The organism is Mesorhizobium sp. P5_C1, from assembly GCF_054049815.1.
In genome coordinates this window covers 1-13872 of the sequence record NZ_JBFULQ010000116.1, presented here as the reverse complement: position 1 = coordinate 13872, position 13872 = coordinate 1, and the positions used below count along the sequence as shown (strand labels likewise).

Here is a 13872-nt window from a genome sequence, read left to right as displayed (position 1 = left end):
GGGCCGATATCAGGATGGTGCCGCCGGGCGTCTCGTAGACGCCGCGCGACTTCATGCCGACGAAGCGGTTCTCGACCAGGTCGAGCCGGCCGATGCCGTTGTCGCGGCCGAGATCATTGAGCGCTGCCAGCATGGTGGCCGGCGACAGCTTCTTGCCGTTGAGCGAGATCGGGTCGCCCTTGAGGAATTCGATCTCGATCTCGGTGACCTTGTCCGGCGCATCCATTGGCGAAACGGTACGCTGGTGGACGAATTCCGGCGGCTCGCTCCACGGGTCTTCCAGCACCTTGCCCTCAGAGGACGAATGCAGAAGGTTGGCGTCGACCGAGAACGGCGCGTCGCCCTTCTTGTCCTTCGGCACCGGTATCTGGTGCTGCTCGGCGAAATTGATCAGGTCGGTGCGCGACTTGAACGACCAGTCGCGCCATGGCGCGATGACCTTGATGTCGGGGTTCAGCGCGTAAGCCGAAAGCTCGAAGCGAACCTGGTCGTTGCCCTTGCCGGTGGCGCCATGCGCAATCGCGTCGGCGCCGGTCTCCCTGGCGATCTCGACCAGATGCTTGGAGATCAGCGGCCGGGCGATCGAGGTGCCGAGCAGGTAGGTGCCTTCATAGACGGCGTTGGCGCGGAACATCGGGAAGACGAAATCGGAGACGAACTCCTCGCGCACGTCGACGACGCGGATGTCCTTGATGCCCATCATCTCGGCCTTGCGGCGAGCCGGCTCGAGTTCGCCGCCCTGGCCGAGATCGGCGGTGAAGGTGACGACTTCGGCGCCGAGTTCGGTCTGCAGCCATTTCAGGATGATCGATGTGTCGAGGCCGCCGGAATAGGCGAGCACGACTTTCTTGACGTCTTTTGCTTTTGACATTTGGCGGTTCCGCGATCACGAGTTCTCGGCGGGCGAGGTATCACGCCGTTTCCGGGCTGCGCAAGAGATGAACGCCGCGGACCGTTGGGTCAAACGGGATACGACCCGGGGCGCTGGATCAGCCTTTCAGCAGTCCAGTTGCTGGCAGCGATGGTTCGTATCCATTATAGGCTTGCCTGTTCCCGAGCCAAAGGGCCGTCCATGTCGTTCATTCCAGACACCGCCACGCTGATCCAGTTCGCCATCGCCACCGTGATCCTGGCGATCACGCCCGGACCGGACATGACCTTGTTCGTCTCGCGCACGCTGAGCCAGGGCCGCGCTACCGGTTTTGCCTCGATGGCGGGCGCGCTGTGCGGCACGCTGATCCACACCACGCTGGTTGTGGTCGGTGTCTCGGCGCTGATCGTCGCCTCGCCGATGGCCTTCTTCGTGCTGAAGATCTTTGGCGCCGGCTATCTGGTCTTCCTCGCCTGGCAGGCGATCACCCGGGGCTCGGCATTTTCGCCGGAAAAGAAGACGGGGCCTCAGATTTCGCTGTTGCGCAGCTGGGCCGCGGGGCTCGGCGTCAATCTGCTCAACCCGAAGATCATCCTGTTCTTCATGACCTTCCTGCCGCAGTTCGTCTCCGCGCATGATCCGAATGCGCCGGGAAAGCTGTTTTTCCTCGGCGCGATGTTTATCGTGCTGTCGATACCGGTGACCGCGCCGATGGTGCTGGCGGCGGAAAAATTCTCGGCGGCGATGAAGGCCAGCCCGCGCGTCACCCGGGTGGTCGACTATCTCTTTGCCGGCGTGTTTTCCGCCTTCGCTCTCAAGATCCTGACGGCCCAGGCGAAGTAGGCGCCTTCTCATCCTTCAACCACCAGCTTCCGGCCCAGCGCCCGGCGCTGAGCCAGTAGAAGATGCCGCCGACCATGCCGCCGCCGACCACTGCCATGATGGCGCTGGTCTCCCTGACCGCGAAAGCCGAGTCACGAGCATTGTCGACCAGGCCGAGGAAAACGGCCGCGACCACCGCGCCCGCCAGCGCATAGAACAACCAGTCGCGCCGACCAAGGATCTCGGCAAGCAGGATGACGATCGCCGCCGGCATGAAGGCGAAATAGGCGACGAACAGGGCGACGAACGGAATTGAGAAATACAGCGAGGCGGTTGCCGTCGGGTGCGCGTGCTCCGGCATGTAGCCGAGCGAAGCCAGGAACAGGATGTTGAGGAAGGCGCTCGCCGCCAGCGACGCCACCGCATAGCCGAACAGGATGACGGCGAAACGGACGAGGTAAGCAATGAGGCGGCTCATCCCGGATCCCGGCGTGTGAGGTGACCGGACTTACGCCCGGCCAGAAGCCAGTAGACCGAACCGGCAGCAATGCCGGCAGTGGCCAGAAAACCGAGATAGCCCGGATTGAAAACAAAGCTTCCGGCCGAGCGCGGGATGGAAACACCAAAGGCGGTGGAGGTCACCGCACCCGTGGCTGCAAAATAGAACCATCCTCGAAGCGACAGCCGTTCGGCGACGAGGATCGCCGGGCCGACAATCAGCAGCGCGCCGACCATCACGGTCAACACGGCGAGCGGGAAGGAGCCCAGCCAGTCGAATGCGAAAATGATCGACCAGTTGCCGTCTTCTATCCCTTCCAGAAGAGCAATCAGCAGCACCGGCACCAGGATCGAGGTCAGCACTCCGGCAAAATAGCCGACTGCTATCGTGGCGAAGCGTTTCAGCCAGGCTAAGCGGCGGCTCACGCCTCGCCGTGCCCCGCAATCATCATTGCTTCCAGGGCCAGCCGGTCGACCTTGCGCATGCGCTCGGAGTCGGACTTCAGCTGGCCGCAGGCGGCCAGAATGTCGCGGCCGCGCGGCGTGCGGATCGGCGAGGCATAGCCGGCATTGTTGATGTAGTCGGCGAATTTCTCGATCGTCTCCCAGTCCGAGCACTGGTAGTTGGTGCCCGGCCACGGGTTGAACGGGATCAAATTGATCTTGGCCGGAATGCCCTTGAGCAGCTTGATCAGGCCCTTGGCGTCCTCGATGGAATCGTTGACGTCCTTCAGCATCACATATTCGAAGGTGATGCGCTTGGCGTTGGATAGGCCGGGATAGGYGCGGCAGGCGGCGATCAGCTCCTTCAGCGGGTACTTCTTGTTGATCGGCACCAACAGGTCGCGCAAATCGTCGTTGGTGGCGTGCAGCGAAATCGCCAGCATGACGCCGATCTCCTCGCCGGTGCGCAAGATTTCCGGCACGACGCCCGAGGTCGAGAGCGTGATGCGGCGCTTCGACAAGGACAGGCCGTCGCCATCGGAGGCGATCAGCAGCGCCTTCTTCACAGCCTCGAAATTATAGAGCGGCTCGCCCATGCCCATCATGACGATGTTGGACACTTTGCGGCCCTCGGCCGGCACGATGGCGCCGTCCGGTGTATCACGATCGGGAAAGTCGCCGAGCCGGTCGCGGGCAGTGAGCAACTGTGCGAGGATCTCCTCCGCCGTCAGATTGCGCACCAGCTTCTGCGTGCCGGTATGGCAGAACGAGCAGGTCAGCGTGCAACCGACCTGCGAGGAGATGCAGAGCGTGCCGCGGCCTTCCTCTGGGATATAGACGGTTTCGATCTCGACTGGCCGGCCGGCGCCGCGCGGCGGAAAGCGGAACAGCCATTTGCGGGTGCCGTCGGAGGAAATCTGCTCCTCGACGATCTCCGGCCTGGCAACCGTAAAATGCTTGTCGAGTTCGGCGCGCAAATCCTTGGAGATGTTGAACATGCCGGCAAAGTCGGAAACGCCGCGCACATACATCCAATGCCAGAGCTGCTGGGCGCGCATCTTCGCCTGGCGCTCCGGCACGGCGCCGGACGCCACCAGGGCCTCGCCGAGCTCGGCCCGCGTCAGGCCGATCAGCGATTGCTTTTCCGGCTGTGCGGCGCGGGCGCGCAATGCGTCACGGGCGCCATCGGCGGTGAGATCGAATGAAAGGGTCATGGTTGCACTGATATAAGCGGTTTGCGGCCGATTTCACTTATCGGACCGGACATGAAGCGCGGCGCATAGCACAGGTTGGGGGCGGAGTCATGCGGGGAGAATGGAACCCGATGCGCGCTGGCTGACAGCCCGTTGCGATCATCCAGCGACCTTGCCCCATCTTCCAGCTGCAAAAGAACCGATCACATGGTCGTGTTTGCGTAACGTTTCCCATCGCGCCTTCGAATTCCGAAAGGGGCAACCATGCCCCTACAAAATGGGAGTATGCAGAATGAACTCTATCAAGCTTGCCGTTATTGCCGGCCTCGTCGGCCTAACCGCCTCGCAGGCACTTGCCGAAGACGCGATGGGCACGATGACCATGATGAAGGGTGGAGAAGTAATGGCGATCATGCCGGACGGGCATATGGGCACCATGATGCCGGATGCAAAGATGGGCGCCGAGATGATGAAGATGGCAAAGCCAATCAAGCACTGCATGATGATGATGACCGACGCCAAGGGCAAAGCCTTCATGATCGATACGTCGACCAAGAAGGCTCAGGCCGAATGTGAAAAAATGGCCATGTAAGACTGAACCGTCGGCACACAGGCCGGCCCGAAAATGCAAAAGGCCGGGCTCTGCGGCCCGGCCTTTCATGCAAAACAACGCTTTGGCAAATCGAAGCTTCGCCTATTTGCCTATTTGCATTTGGCGATCGAGGACAGCGCCGCCGAAATACCCTTCAGCGAGAAGACATAGGAGGTTGGATTGCCGCGGCCGGACTTCGCCGTCACCTTCATGTCGGTGCCGGTCTTCATGGCGGCGATCAGCACCGGTTCCTCGGCGGCGTTCTCGACCCAGGCCGACTTGCCCCGCGTGAACATCGAGAACGACTTCTTGTCGATGGTGACGGTGGCCTTGGAGCCTTCCTGGAAGGTGTAGCCGGCGATGAATTGCGGCTCGTAGGACACTTGCTGGCCGGGCCGCTGGCTGACGAAGAAGAACATGTCGCCATGGTCGAGCGTCGGCGGTTGCTTGTCGGTCGGCACGGTCAGGACATAGCAGACCTTGCCGCCCGATGCCTGGTAGCTGTAGGTGCCCCACGCATTGTGCTGACCGATCTTGGTCGCCGACTGCGCCAGTGCCGGCGCTGCCACGGCCACCAGGACCAGGCTCGAAACTGTAGCAATCAATCCGCGCATCGTTTTTCCCGTATTCCAAAGGTGCGGCGGCAGGCCGGCTTGGCGTCCTGCCCGTCGCTTCATTTTGATTTAATCTGGGTTACCAAACGGTGAATTTCCTTTGAGAAAAGGACCCGCACCCGAGGAAACCGCCGCCATTCCCGCGCCGCCGCCTTGCGAGCGGGTGGCGCGACGTCCCTTTCGCGACTTGGAGGCCACGAAAGCGGCAAGAGTTTGACTTTTTGCTTTGCCGTCAAACGCAGGCTCCAAAGGCGTTTGCGCGGGCGCCGGCCTGCTCAGCCCTTGTCGGCGATGGCGTCCTTGGCAGCCTGCCGGTGCGCCGGCGTGATGTGGGCGCTGACAGCAGTGATCGCGGCGGTGAGCACGGCGATGTCGTCGGTGAAGCCAAGCCCGAGGACGAAGTCGGGGATGACGTCCACCGGCAGCACGAAATAGCCGAGCGCGGCGAGCAGAATGCCCTTGGCGCGCAGCGGCGTGTTCTTGTCCATGGCGCAGTAATAGGCGGCCACGACCTCTTCCATGAAGGGGATCTGCCGCGCGGCCTTTTTCGCCGTGCGCCAGAATTTCTCGCGCACCTCGTTCTCGTCGCCGAGCTTGCCGCTGAAGCCGAAGAAGTCAAAACCGGATTGTTGCGCCATCAATTTCTCCTTGCGAGCGTCCATGCGCATTCCAGCGCATGCCCCGCGAGCGAAAATGTGGTGAAACCCGACCCGGGCTGCAAGATGCCGGCGCCGATTTGGCAAACCGCTGCGCGTTCAGCCACCGAAAAAGCGGTTCATCTTCTTCGCCAGATCGATATCGAGCGCCGTCACGCCACCGGCATCGTGGGTGTTCAGCGTCACGTCGACGGTCTTGTAGACATTCGACCAGTCGGGATGATGGTCCATCTTCTCGGCGGCCAGTGCTACGCGGGTCATGAAGGCGAAAGCTTCGGAGAAATTCGCGAAGGTGAACGTGCGCTTGATCGAGGCGCCATCGGCGGCCAGCGCCCAGCCGTCGAGACCGGTCAACGCCGCTTCAGCGGCTTCCCGGCCCAGTTTCTCTCTCGTCATGTCAGCTTCCCATGCTATTTCGACTGAAGTCGTCACCATAGCGTTGGATCGATGAGCGCGAAGCCCATAAATTCCATTCTTTTCGTCTGTCTCGGCAACATCTGCCGATCGCCGCTGGCTGAGGGCGTTGTTCGCGCCATGCTGGCGGAGCGCGGATGGGGCGGACAAATGCTGCTCGATTCAGCCGCAACCAGCGGCTGGGAGGTCGGCTCGCCTCCCGATCCACGCTCGATCGCGGTTGCTGTGCGTCACGGCATCGACATTTCCCGGCAGAGGGCGCGCAAGGTCACGCCGGAGGATTTTCATCGCTTCGACCTGATCCTCGGCATGGACCGGTCGAATGTTCGCGACCTGAAAGCCTTGGCGCCGGCAGCCATGCACGACCGGGTGCACCTGTTCCTGGAGTTCGCCAAGGGCAATGCGCGCGACGTGCCGGACCCCTATAATGACGGGGCGGAAGCCTTCGCCTTGGTCTACCGCATGATCCGCGAGGCGTCGGAGGCGCTGGCGACAAGGCTGGAAGCACGGGCGTCCTTGCCCGACAGCGGCCAGGCTTCCTCGACGATGTAGGGGCCGCCGCCGACCGAATCGCGCGATGACATAAGCACGAAACGGCCGATGCGAAACGGCAGTGTCGAGAAATTGCCGCGTGCTGAGAGATACTGGGCAACGTCGAGCGGGGTCGAATTGCGCAAGCGCGCCAGCGTCACGTGCGGCATGAACTTGCGCGGATCGGCGGGAATACCGAGCCGCTGGCAGATGCGGTCGATCTCGCCCTGAAGGGCGGCAAGATCGGGCGAGGCGGAGGCACCCGCCCACACCGCGTGCGGCTTCTTCTGGCCGAAAGCGCCGACGCCGGACAGGGTCAGCGGGAAGGAGGGGCGGTGGACGCGGTCGAGTGCGTTGGCGATCTCGTCGGCGACATGACCCGGTACATCGCCGATGAAGCGCAGCGTCAGATGATAGTTTTCGACGTCGATCCAACGGGCCCCGGGCAGGCCGCCCCGCAGCAGGGACAGCGAAAGGGCGGCGTCACGCGGTATTTCGAGGGCGGTGAAAAGACGCGGCATGAAGAGCCTCCCTTCCTCGAATCGAATATTAGCCCTAGCGAATCATCGAAAATCAAACGGAGCAAGAGGTTTGTTGGTCACAGGCTTTGTTAAAAGTTTCCCCAACGGAAGCAATTAGTCCGATTTCACGAACCTCCCATCGCCGCCGCGATCGCCTTTTCGACCGTCGGCAAGATGCGTTCGACCATCTGGTCAACGCCCTGAGGGCTCGGATGCAGGCCGTCCTCGAGTTGCATGCCGGGCTGACCGGCGACGCCGTCGAGAAAGAACGGGTAGAGCGCAACGTCGTATTTCTTGGCAAGGTCGGGAAAGATGGCGTCGAAGGCGTTCTGGTAGTCGGCGCCGAGATTGGGCGCGGCGCGCATGCCGGCCAGCAGCACGGCAATCCTGCGGTCCTTGAGCTTGCCCATCATCTCATCCAGGTTCTTTCTGGCGATGTCGGGCGAGACGCCGCGCAGCATGTCGTTGGCGCCGAGTTCGAGAATGACCAGCTGCGTGCCGTCGGGCACGGACCAGTCAAGCCGAGCCAGGCCGCCGCTCGTCGTGTCGCCGGAGACGCCAGCATTGGCGACCGTCACGTCGTGACCCTCGGCGCGAAGGGCGGCCTGCAGTTTTTCGGTAAAACCCTGGTCCGGCCCAAGGCCAAAGCCTGCCATCAGGCTGTCACCGAAGCCGACGATCTTGAACGGCTCCGCACGCGCCGACGAACTGGCGCCGCAAAAGGCGGAGAAAACGATGAAGCCTGCGGCAATCAGGCGTTTGAAAGACATGCGGCAGGCCCCATATGACCAAGGAATTCTTCCGACGGCATCCGGCAAGCAGAGCCTTCATCCCTTGATATAGGACGCTTTCATTTTGACAGAAGCCGTCATCGCGCTGAAAGACGTATCGCTGACACTTGGCGAAGGGGCGTCGTCCGTGCATGTGCTGAAGGGTGTCAGCCTGGATGTGGCGGCTGGCGAGGCGACCGGCATCGTCGGCCCTTCGGGCTCGGGCAAGTCGACATTGCTGATGGTTCTGGCAGGCCTGGAAAGGGTCGATTCGGGTACGGTCCGAATCGCTGGCGAACTGCTCAATGGCAAAACCGAGGATCAGATAGCTTCGTTTCGTGGCCGTAACATTGGCATCGTATTCCAGTCCTTTCATCTCATTCCCAACATGACGGCGCTCGAAAATGTCGCGGTGCCGCTGGAACTCGCCGGCCATGCCGATCCGTTTTCTGTCGCGGCGCGCGAACTTGCGGCCGTGGGCCTAAGCGATCGCGTCACCCACTATCCCGGCGAATTGTCGGGCGGCGAGCAGCAACGCGTGGCGATCGCCCGGGCGCTGGCGCCGTCGCCGCGCATTCTCATTGCCGACGAGCCGACTGGCAACCTCGACCAGGCGACGGGGCGGCAGGTCGCCGACCTCTTGTTTGCCAAGGCGGCCGAGCGCGGCATGACGCTGGTGCTGGTCACCCACGATCCGGCATTGGCGGCACGCTGCTCGCGCCAGGTTTCGATGCGGTCGGGCCGGATCGAGGCGCCGGCGCCCGTCAAGGTGACGGCTTGATGCCGTTGTCGCGGACGCTGAAGCTTGCGGTCCGCTTCTCGCTGCGCGAAATGCGCGGCGGTTTGTCCGGCTTCCTGATCTTCCTTGCCTGCATCGCGCTCGGCGTCGCGGCCATCGGCGGCGTCAACTCGGTGGCGCGTTCGATCACCGCCGGTGTCGCCAATCAGGGCCAGACGCTGCTCGGCGGCGATCTCCGCTTCCAGATCAACCAGCGCGACGCCAGCCAGGCCGAGCGTGGCTTCCTTGACGGGCTGGGGGTCGTTTCGCGCACCGCCAGCATGCGTTCGATGGCGCGTCTTGCCGACGGAACCGACCAGGCGCTGGTCGAGGCCAAGGCGGTCGACCACGCCTATCCGCTCTATGGCGCGCTGGAGACCGAGCCGGCGCTGTCGAAGCAGGAACTGTTCGGCGAAGAGTTCGGCGTTTTCGGCGCTGCCGCACCCGATCTGCTGTTCGAACGGCTGCATCTGCAGATCGGCGACCGGCTGAAGCTCGGCACCGCGACCTTCGAACTGCGCGCCAGGCTGGTCACCGAACCGGATGCGGTGTCCGACGGTTTCGGCTTTGCGCCGCGACTGATGATCTCGACCGACGGGCTGGCGGCCACTGGGCTGATCCAGCCAGGCAGCCTGGTCGAGAACGCCTACAAGATCCGGCTGCCCGCCGATGCCGATGAGGCGCGGCTCAAGGCCATCCAGGATCAGGCGGCTAAGGATTTTCCGCAGGCCGGCTGGTCGATCCGCACGCGCAGCAATGCGGCGCCGGCGCTGTCGTCCAACATCGAACGCTTCTCGCAATTCCTGACGCTGGTCGGGCTGACGGCGCTGGTGGTCGGCGGTGTCGGCGTCGCCAATGCGGTGCGCGCCTATCTTGACGGCAAGCGCGGTGTCATCGCCACCTTCAAGAGCCTGGGCGCTTCGGGCGGCTTCGTCTTTGCCGTCTATCTGGTGCAGATTCTGATCATCGCCGCCCTGGGCATCGTGCTTGGCCTCGTGCTCGGGGCGCTGATGCCGTTCGCGGCCGGTGCCGCCCTCCATCAGGTCATTCCGGTGCCGGCGGAAGGCGGCTTTTATCCCGGCGCGCTCGGCATGGCGGCGCTGTTCGGCCTTTTGGTGACGCTGGCCTTCGCGCTGCTGCCGCTCGGCCGCGCCCGCGATGTGCCGGCGACCGCGCTGTTTCGCGAGATGGGGCTCGAAGGCCGCGGCTTTCCGCGCCCTGCCTATGTTGCGGCGGCCGTCGGTATCGCGCTGCTGCTGGCGGCGCTGGCCATCCTATTTTCAGGCGACCGCCGCATCGCCTCGATCTTCGTCGGCGCCACCATCTTCGCTTTCCTGGTGCTGCGCCTGGTCGGCGCACTGGTGCAGTGGGCGGCCAGGAAGAGCCCACGTGTGCGCTTCGTGGCGCTGCGGCTCGCCGTCGGCAACATCCACCGACCCGGCGCCTTGACGCCATCGGTGGTGCTGTCGCTGGGGCTCGGCCTGACGCTGCTGGTGACGCTGGCGCTGATCGACGGCAATCTCAGGCAACAAATATCGAGCAGCCTGCCGGAGCGGGCGCCGAACTTCTTCTTCGTCGACATCCAGAGCAGCGATGTCGATGCGTTTTCCACGCTGATCGGCAAGCAGGCGCCACAGGGGACGCTGGCCAAAGTGCCGATGCTGCGCGGCCGGGTGATGGCGCTCAACGGCGTCGATGTCGACAAGGTCACGGTGCCGGCGGAAGGCGCCTGGGTGCTGAAAGGCGATCGCGGCCTGACCTATGACGCCAGCCAGCCGGACAACACGACGCTGACCGAGGGCAGCTGGTGGCCGGACAATTATGCCGGCGAGCCGCTGGTCTCGTTCTCTGCCGTGGAGGGCAAGGAGATCGGGCTGAAGCTTGGGGATACGATCACCGTCAATGTGCTCGGCCGCAACGTGACGGCGAAGATCGCCAATTTTCGTCAGGTCGAATGGGAGACGATGGGCATCAATTTCGTCATGGTGTTCTCGCCCAACACATTCGCAGGGGCGCCGCATGGCTGGATGGCGACGCTGACCGAAAAGACCGCCTCGACGGCCGACGACGCGCGGATCCTCAATGCCGTCACCCGCGCCTTCCCGGCGGTGACGACAGTCCGGGTCAAGGATGCGCTCGACGTCGTCAACCGGCTGGTCGGGCAGCTCGGCACGGCGATCCGGGCTGCCGCCGGCGTGGCGCTGATCGCCTCGGTGCTGGTGCTTGCCGGTGCGCTTGCCGCCGGCAACCGGGCGCGCATCCATGACGCGGTGGTGCTGAAGACACTGGGCGCCACACGCACGACCCTGATTGCCGCCTTCTCGCTCGAATACATGCTGATCGGGCTTGCCACCGCGATCTTCGCCCTGGCGGCAGGTGGTGCGGCCGCCTGGTTCGTCGTCGCACGCATCATGACCTTGCCTTCGCATTTCATGCCCGAGGTGGCGGTGGCGACCATTGTGTTTTCGCTTGTCATCACGGTCGGCATCGGTCTCGCCGGCACCTGGCGGGTGCTCGGCCACAAGGCCGCGCCGGTGCTGCGCAACCTCTGACTATTCACCTACCGCAAGTCCGACGCAAAACCGCTGCACGCTTTGGAATTGCTCTGAATTCCGCCCGCCGGGACCGAGATTTGGTTAAATCGGAGTAATGTTGGGCCGCCAAAGGCCGGAAAACCGCATCGTGGATGCCTCACGAAGCATTACACCCGGTTACGGTCTTGTTCTTGACGCGAATTACCATCATATTTCGCCACAGGCATGCTGGAGCCCCGCCAGCGGCGCCTGGGTCCGGTGGACCTGACACCCGACGGGGCAGAAGCAATAGAGGACTCCCATGGCTGAACCCATTCGCAACTATCAGACGCGCGCCGTGCCCGGCGCCGGCGTTGATGCAGGCATCGATCAGGGCCTGCGCGCCTATATGATCAAGGTCTACAATCTGATGGGGCTTGGCCTCCTCATCACCGGTCTTGCCGCCGTCGGCACGATCATGCTGGCCACCACCACCGATCCGGCTTCGGCTGTCGCAACGCTGCCAAGCGGCGAGATGCTGACCTCGTTCGGCTACGCGATCTTCGGTTCGCCGCTGCGCTGGGTGGTGATGCTGGCGCCGCTGGCCGCCGTGCTGTTCCTGTCGTTCCGCGTCCAGTCGATGAGCGTTTCGGCGGCGCAGACGACGTTCTGGGTCTATGCCGGCCTCGTCGGCCTGTCGCTGTCGTCGATCTTCCTGGTCTACACCACGGCCAGCATTTCGCAGACCTTCTTCGCCACCGCCGCGGCCTTCGGTGCGCTGTCGCTCTACGGCTACACCACCAAGCGCGACCTGACCGCCTTCGGCTCGTTCCTGATCATGGGCGTGTTCGGCATCATCATAGCGTCGGTGATCAACATCTTCCTGCACTCGTCGGCACTTTCCTTCGCCGTCTCGGCGCTTGGCGTGCTGATCTTCTCGGGCCTGACCGCCTATGACACGCAGAAGATCAAGGAGATGTATTTCGAGGGCGACGCTTCGGATGTCGCCGGCCGCAAGGCCATCATGGGCGCGCTGACGCTCTACCTCGACTTCATCAACCTGTTCATGTTCCTGCTGCAGTTCATGGGCGACCGCCGCTAGTAGCAGCGACGCTTGGACCATTGAGTTCCAAAGGGCGGCCTAATGGGCCGCCCTTTTCTTTTGTGTCGGGTTTTGCTGTTATTGCGGCAGAATAACGGCGTGCATAAATAATGAGCAGTATCATCATGCGGCCCGCAACGGCGGCTGACCTCGACCGGATCACGGAAATCTATGCCGACGCGGTCAGCCAGGGCACGGCGAGTTATGAGCTGGAGCCGCCCAGCCGCGCCGAGATGGGCGAGCGATTCGACACTTTGATGGCTGGCGGCTTTCCCTATCTGGTGGCGGAAAAGGACGGCGCCGTGCTCGGCTATGCCTATGCCGGCGCTTTCCGGCCGCGCCCGGCCTACCGCTTCATCGTCGAGGATTCGGTCTATGTGGCGCCCGAGGCCAAGGGCCAGGGAGTCGGGCTGTTGCTCATGCAAAGCCTGATCGGGTCCTGCCGGGCGGCGGGCTTCCGTCAGGTCATCGCGGTGATCGGCGACGGGCGGCCGGAGAGCGCCTCGGTGCGGCTCCACGAAAAGCTCGGCTTTCGCCATTCGGGATGCCTCGAAGGCTCCGGCTACAAGCACGGGCGCTGGCTGGACACGGTGTTCATGCAGCTCCCGCTGAACGGCGGGGCGCTCGCTCCACCCGATCCCGATTCGCTGCCGGAGCGAAAATTCCGCCAGCAAAAATAAGTGGTTAGGCCTCGACGAGCTTCAGCTTGCTGTCGAAGATGCCAAGCACGCGGCCGAGCTCCTGGCCGCGCTTGAGGATGCGGCCGCCGGCGGCAATGACGGCAAAGGCGCCCTGCTTGCGTGCCAGTTTCGGGTCCTTGACGATCTGGAACAGCGGCACTTCGCTGGTGCGGCGGAACACGGAAAACACCGCCCTGTCGGTGAGATGATCGATGGCGTAGTCGCGCCATTCGYYGGCSGCGACCATGCGGCCGTAGAGCCTCAGGATCTGGTCCAGTTCACGCCGGTCGAACCGCACCGGCTGATCGAGGCGCTCAGGTCGCGCCTCGTGCAGCGGGATCAATATTGCGGATGCGTCAACATCCCCCGTCCCGCCGCTGTCGTCAGTCATGCCTCGATCCTTCAAAATGAATCTTTGCCAACCAAAGTTGGCGCGTTCGCAGCTGAATTGCAAGACCCGGCGAAGCAGGGCGGAGGCGCGCTGTTTCTGCAACGTCCAGTCACTTTTATGAAACGCCTTGTTGGAATTGGTGATGCTTCGCCATATTCTCGCCATTTTTTATCCGCGCTCCTGCCCCAATGTCCGACGAGTTTACCCGCGTTGCCTGAGACGGTTCGGTCCGGCACCGGCTCGTAAACCCCAAGCCCCCCGCCCACGGGTCTGCGTCGGATCGAACCAACCTCGGTCTTTCTTCGGAAGGATCGGGTGCGACGATCCCAAAACCTAAATGACCGACGTCAGAAGCAAGCTGACGTCGGTTTTTTGTTTTTGGGGCGGAGCGCGGGGCAATGCGGCGAGGCAGAGCATGATCGTTGTTCCGTAGCGAGCCTTCCCACCCCCTCTGTCCTGCCGGACATCTCCCCCGCAAGGGG

At 63.2% G+C, this 13872-nt stretch carries 17 protein-coding genes; 7 read left to right on the top strand and 10 right to left on the bottom strand.

The window, feature by feature from the left end:
• Positions 1–871 (bottom strand): argininosuccinate synthase (locus ACXJ7R_RS12195; protein WP_457152055.1); only part of this gene is annotated, 871 nt, incomplete at its 3' end.
• 201 nt (positions 872–1072) lie between these two features.
• On the opposite strand from ACXJ7R_RS12195, the gene ACXJ7R_RS12190 reads away from it, so the two are divergent.
• Positions 1073–1714: a LysE family translocator gene (locus ACXJ7R_RS12190; protein WP_457152054.1), complete on the top strand. Its 642-nt coding sequence runs from the start codon at positions 1073–1075 to the stop codon at positions 1712–1714.
• On the opposite strand, the gene ACXJ7R_RS12185 is transcribed toward ACXJ7R_RS12190, so the two are convergent.
• From ACXJ7R_RS12185 to rlmN, 3 genes are read right to left on the bottom strand one after another with little or no spacing between them, the layout of a single operon-like run.
• Positions 1686–2171, bottom strand: coding sequence for a hypothetical protein (locus tag ACXJ7R_RS12185; protein WP_457152053.1), 486 nt, complete (start codon positions 2169–2171; stop codon positions 1686–1688). The genes ACXJ7R_RS12190 and ACXJ7R_RS12185 overlap by 29 nt on opposite strands.
• Entirely contained in the window at positions 2168–2617 is a 450-nt protein-coding gene (locus ACXJ7R_RS12180) for a hypothetical protein (RefSeq protein ID WP_457152052.1), read from the bottom strand. Before ACXJ7R_RS12180 ends, ACXJ7R_RS12185 begins: the two co-directional genes overlap by 4 nt.
• Positions 2614–3849 carry a 23S rRNA (adenine(2503)-C(2))-methyltransferase RlmN gene (gene rlmN / locus ACXJ7R_RS12175; protein WP_457152051.1) on the bottom strand — a complete coding sequence of 412 codons (1236 nt, stop codon included), beginning with the start codon at positions 3847–3849 and terminating at the stop codon, positions 2614–2616. The genes ACXJ7R_RS12180 and rlmN overlap by 4 nt, the downstream gene beginning before the upstream one ends.
• A gap of 100 nt (positions 3850–3949) precedes the next feature.
• Here rlmN and ACXJ7R_RS12170 point away from each other — a divergent pair, with 100 nt between their 5' ends.
• Entirely contained in the window at positions 3950–4420 is a 471-nt protein-coding gene (locus ACXJ7R_RS12170; RefSeq protein ID WP_457152050.1) for a hypothetical protein, read from the top strand.
• 110 nt (positions 4421–4530) lie between these two features.
• Here the strand turns inward: ACXJ7R_RS12170 and ACXJ7R_RS12165 are convergent, their stop codons facing one another.
• The 3 genes from ACXJ7R_RS12165 to ACXJ7R_RS12155 all read right to left on the bottom strand — a co-directional run bounded on the left by ACXJ7R_RS12165 (position 4531) and on the right by ACXJ7R_RS12155 (position 6086).
• Positions 4531–5034 (bottom strand): invasion associated locus B family protein, encoded by a 504-nt coding sequence (locus ACXJ7R_RS12165; protein ID WP_457152049.1) that lies wholly within the window; start codon positions 5032–5034, stop codon positions 4531–4533.
• A 275-nt stretch (positions 5035–5309) separates the two neighbouring features.
• Positions 5310–5672 carry a YkvA family protein gene (locus ACXJ7R_RS12160; protein ID WP_457152056.1) on the bottom strand — a complete coding sequence of 121 codons (363 nt, stop codon included), beginning with the start codon at positions 5670–5672 and terminating at the stop codon, positions 5310–5312.
• A 117-nt stretch (positions 5673–5789) separates the two neighbouring features.
• Positions 5790–6086: a 4a-hydroxytetrahydrobiopterin dehydratase gene (locus ACXJ7R_RS12155; protein WP_457152048.1), complete on the bottom strand. Its 297-nt coding sequence runs from the start codon at positions 6084–6086 to the stop codon at positions 5790–5792.
• A 51-nt stretch (positions 6087–6137) separates the two neighbouring features.
• Here ACXJ7R_RS12155 and ACXJ7R_RS12150 point away from each other — a divergent pair, with 51 nt between their 5' ends.
• Positions 6138–6656, top strand: a complete 519-nt coding sequence (locus ACXJ7R_RS12150) for a low molecular weight protein-tyrosine-phosphatase (protein WP_457152047.1) — start codon at positions 6138–6140, stop codon at positions 6654–6656.
• On the opposite strand, the gene thpR is transcribed toward ACXJ7R_RS12150, so the two are convergent.
• Both thpR and ACXJ7R_RS12140 read right to left on the bottom strand, forming a co-directional pair.
• On the bottom strand, positions 6560–7156 hold the full coding sequence (gene thpR / locus ACXJ7R_RS12145) for an RNA 2',3'-cyclic phosphodiesterase (RefSeq protein ID WP_095083984.1): 597 nt from the start codon (positions 7154–7156) through the stop codon (positions 6560–6562). The genes ACXJ7R_RS12150 and thpR overlap by 97 nt on opposite strands.
• Before the next feature lie 125 nt (positions 7157–7281).
• On the bottom strand, positions 7282–7926 hold the full coding sequence (locus ACXJ7R_RS12140) for an arylesterase (RefSeq protein ID WP_457152046.1): 645 nt from the start codon (positions 7924–7926) through the stop codon (positions 7282–7284).
• Between the two features lie 85 nt (positions 7927–8011).
• On the opposite strand from ACXJ7R_RS12140, the gene ACXJ7R_RS12135 reads away from it, so the two are divergent.
• From ACXJ7R_RS12135 to ACXJ7R_RS12120, 4 genes are all read left to right on the top strand, one after another.
• On the top strand, positions 8012–8707 hold the full coding sequence (locus tag ACXJ7R_RS12135) for an ABC transporter ATP-binding protein (protein ID WP_457152045.1): 696 nt from the start codon (positions 8012–8014) through the stop codon (positions 8705–8707).
• Complete coding sequence (locus ACXJ7R_RS12130) at positions 8707–11256, top strand: ABC transporter permease (RefSeq protein WP_457152044.1); 2550 nt, start codon at positions 8707–8709, stop codon at positions 11254–11256. Before ACXJ7R_RS12135 ends, ACXJ7R_RS12130 begins: the two co-directional genes overlap by 1 nt.
• A 283-nt stretch (positions 11257–11539) precedes the next feature.
• On the top strand, positions 11540–12319 hold the full coding sequence (locus tag ACXJ7R_RS12125; RefSeq protein WP_095083988.1) for a Bax inhibitor-1/YccA family protein: 780 nt from the start codon (positions 11540–11542) through the stop codon (positions 12317–12319).
• A 110-nt stretch (positions 12320–12429) separates the two neighbouring features.
• Positions 12430–12999, top strand: coding sequence for an N-acetyltransferase family protein (locus ACXJ7R_RS12120; protein ID WP_457152043.1), 570 nt, complete (start codon positions 12430–12432; stop codon positions 12997–12999).
• A 4-nt stretch (positions 13000–13003) separates the two neighbouring features.
• On the opposite strand, the gene ACXJ7R_RS12115 is transcribed toward ACXJ7R_RS12120, so the two are convergent.
• On the bottom strand, positions 13004–13390 hold the full coding sequence (locus tag ACXJ7R_RS12115; protein WP_457152042.1) for a DUF2794 domain-containing protein: 387 nt from the start codon (positions 13388–13390) through the stop codon (positions 13004–13006).
• Positions 13391–13872: the final 482 nt, after the last annotated feature.

Excerpts from the sequence above, each read along its gene's own strand:
- ACXJ7R_RS12165 (WP_457152049.1), bottom strand. The coding sequence starts at position 5,034 with ATGCGCGGATTGATTGCTACAGTTTCGAGCCTGGTCCTGGTGGCCGTG.
- ACXJ7R_RS12120 (WP_457152043.1), top strand. The coding sequence starts at position 12,430 with ATGAGCAGTATCATCATGCGGCCCGCAACGGCGGCTGACCTCGACCGG.
- ACXJ7R_RS12130 (WP_457152044.1), top strand. The coding sequence starts at position 8,707 with ATGCCGTTGTCGCGGACGCTGAAGCTTGCGGTCCGCTTCTCGCTGCGC.
- thpR (WP_095083984.1), bottom strand. The coding sequence starts at position 7,156 with ATGCCGCGTCTTTTCACCGCCCTCGAAATACCGCGTGACGCCGCCCTT.
- ACXJ7R_RS12150 (WP_457152047.1), top strand. The coding sequence starts at position 6,138 with ATGAGCGCGAAGCCCATAAATTCCATTCTTTTCGTCTGTCTCGGCAAC.
- ACXJ7R_RS12170 (WP_457152050.1), top strand. The coding sequence starts at position 3,950 with ATGGAACCCGATGCGCGCTGGCTGACAGCCCGTTGCGATCATCCAGCG.
- ACXJ7R_RS12160 (WP_457152056.1), bottom strand. The coding sequence starts at position 5,672 with ATGGCGCAACAATCCGGTTTTGACTTCTTCGGCTTCAGCGGCAAGCTC.
- ACXJ7R_RS12185 (WP_457152053.1), bottom strand. The coding sequence starts at position 2,171 with ATGAGCCGCCTCATTGCTTACCTCGTCCGTTTCGCCGTCATCCTGTTC.
- ACXJ7R_RS12155 (WP_457152048.1), bottom strand. The coding sequence starts at position 6,086 with ATGACGAGAGAGAAACTGGGCCGGGAAGCCGCTGAAGCGGCGTTGACC.
- ACXJ7R_RS12140 (WP_457152046.1), bottom strand. The coding sequence starts at position 7,926 with ATGTCTTTCAAACGCCTGATTGCCGCAGGCTTCATCGTTTTCTCCGCC.
- ACXJ7R_RS12125 (WP_095083988.1), top strand. The coding sequence starts at position 11,540 with ATGGCTGAACCCATTCGCAACTATCAGACGCGCGCCGTGCCCGGCGCC.
- ACXJ7R_RS12190 (WP_457152054.1), top strand. The coding sequence starts at position 1,073 with ATGTCGTTCATTCCAGACACCGCCACGCTGATCCAGTTCGCCATCGCC.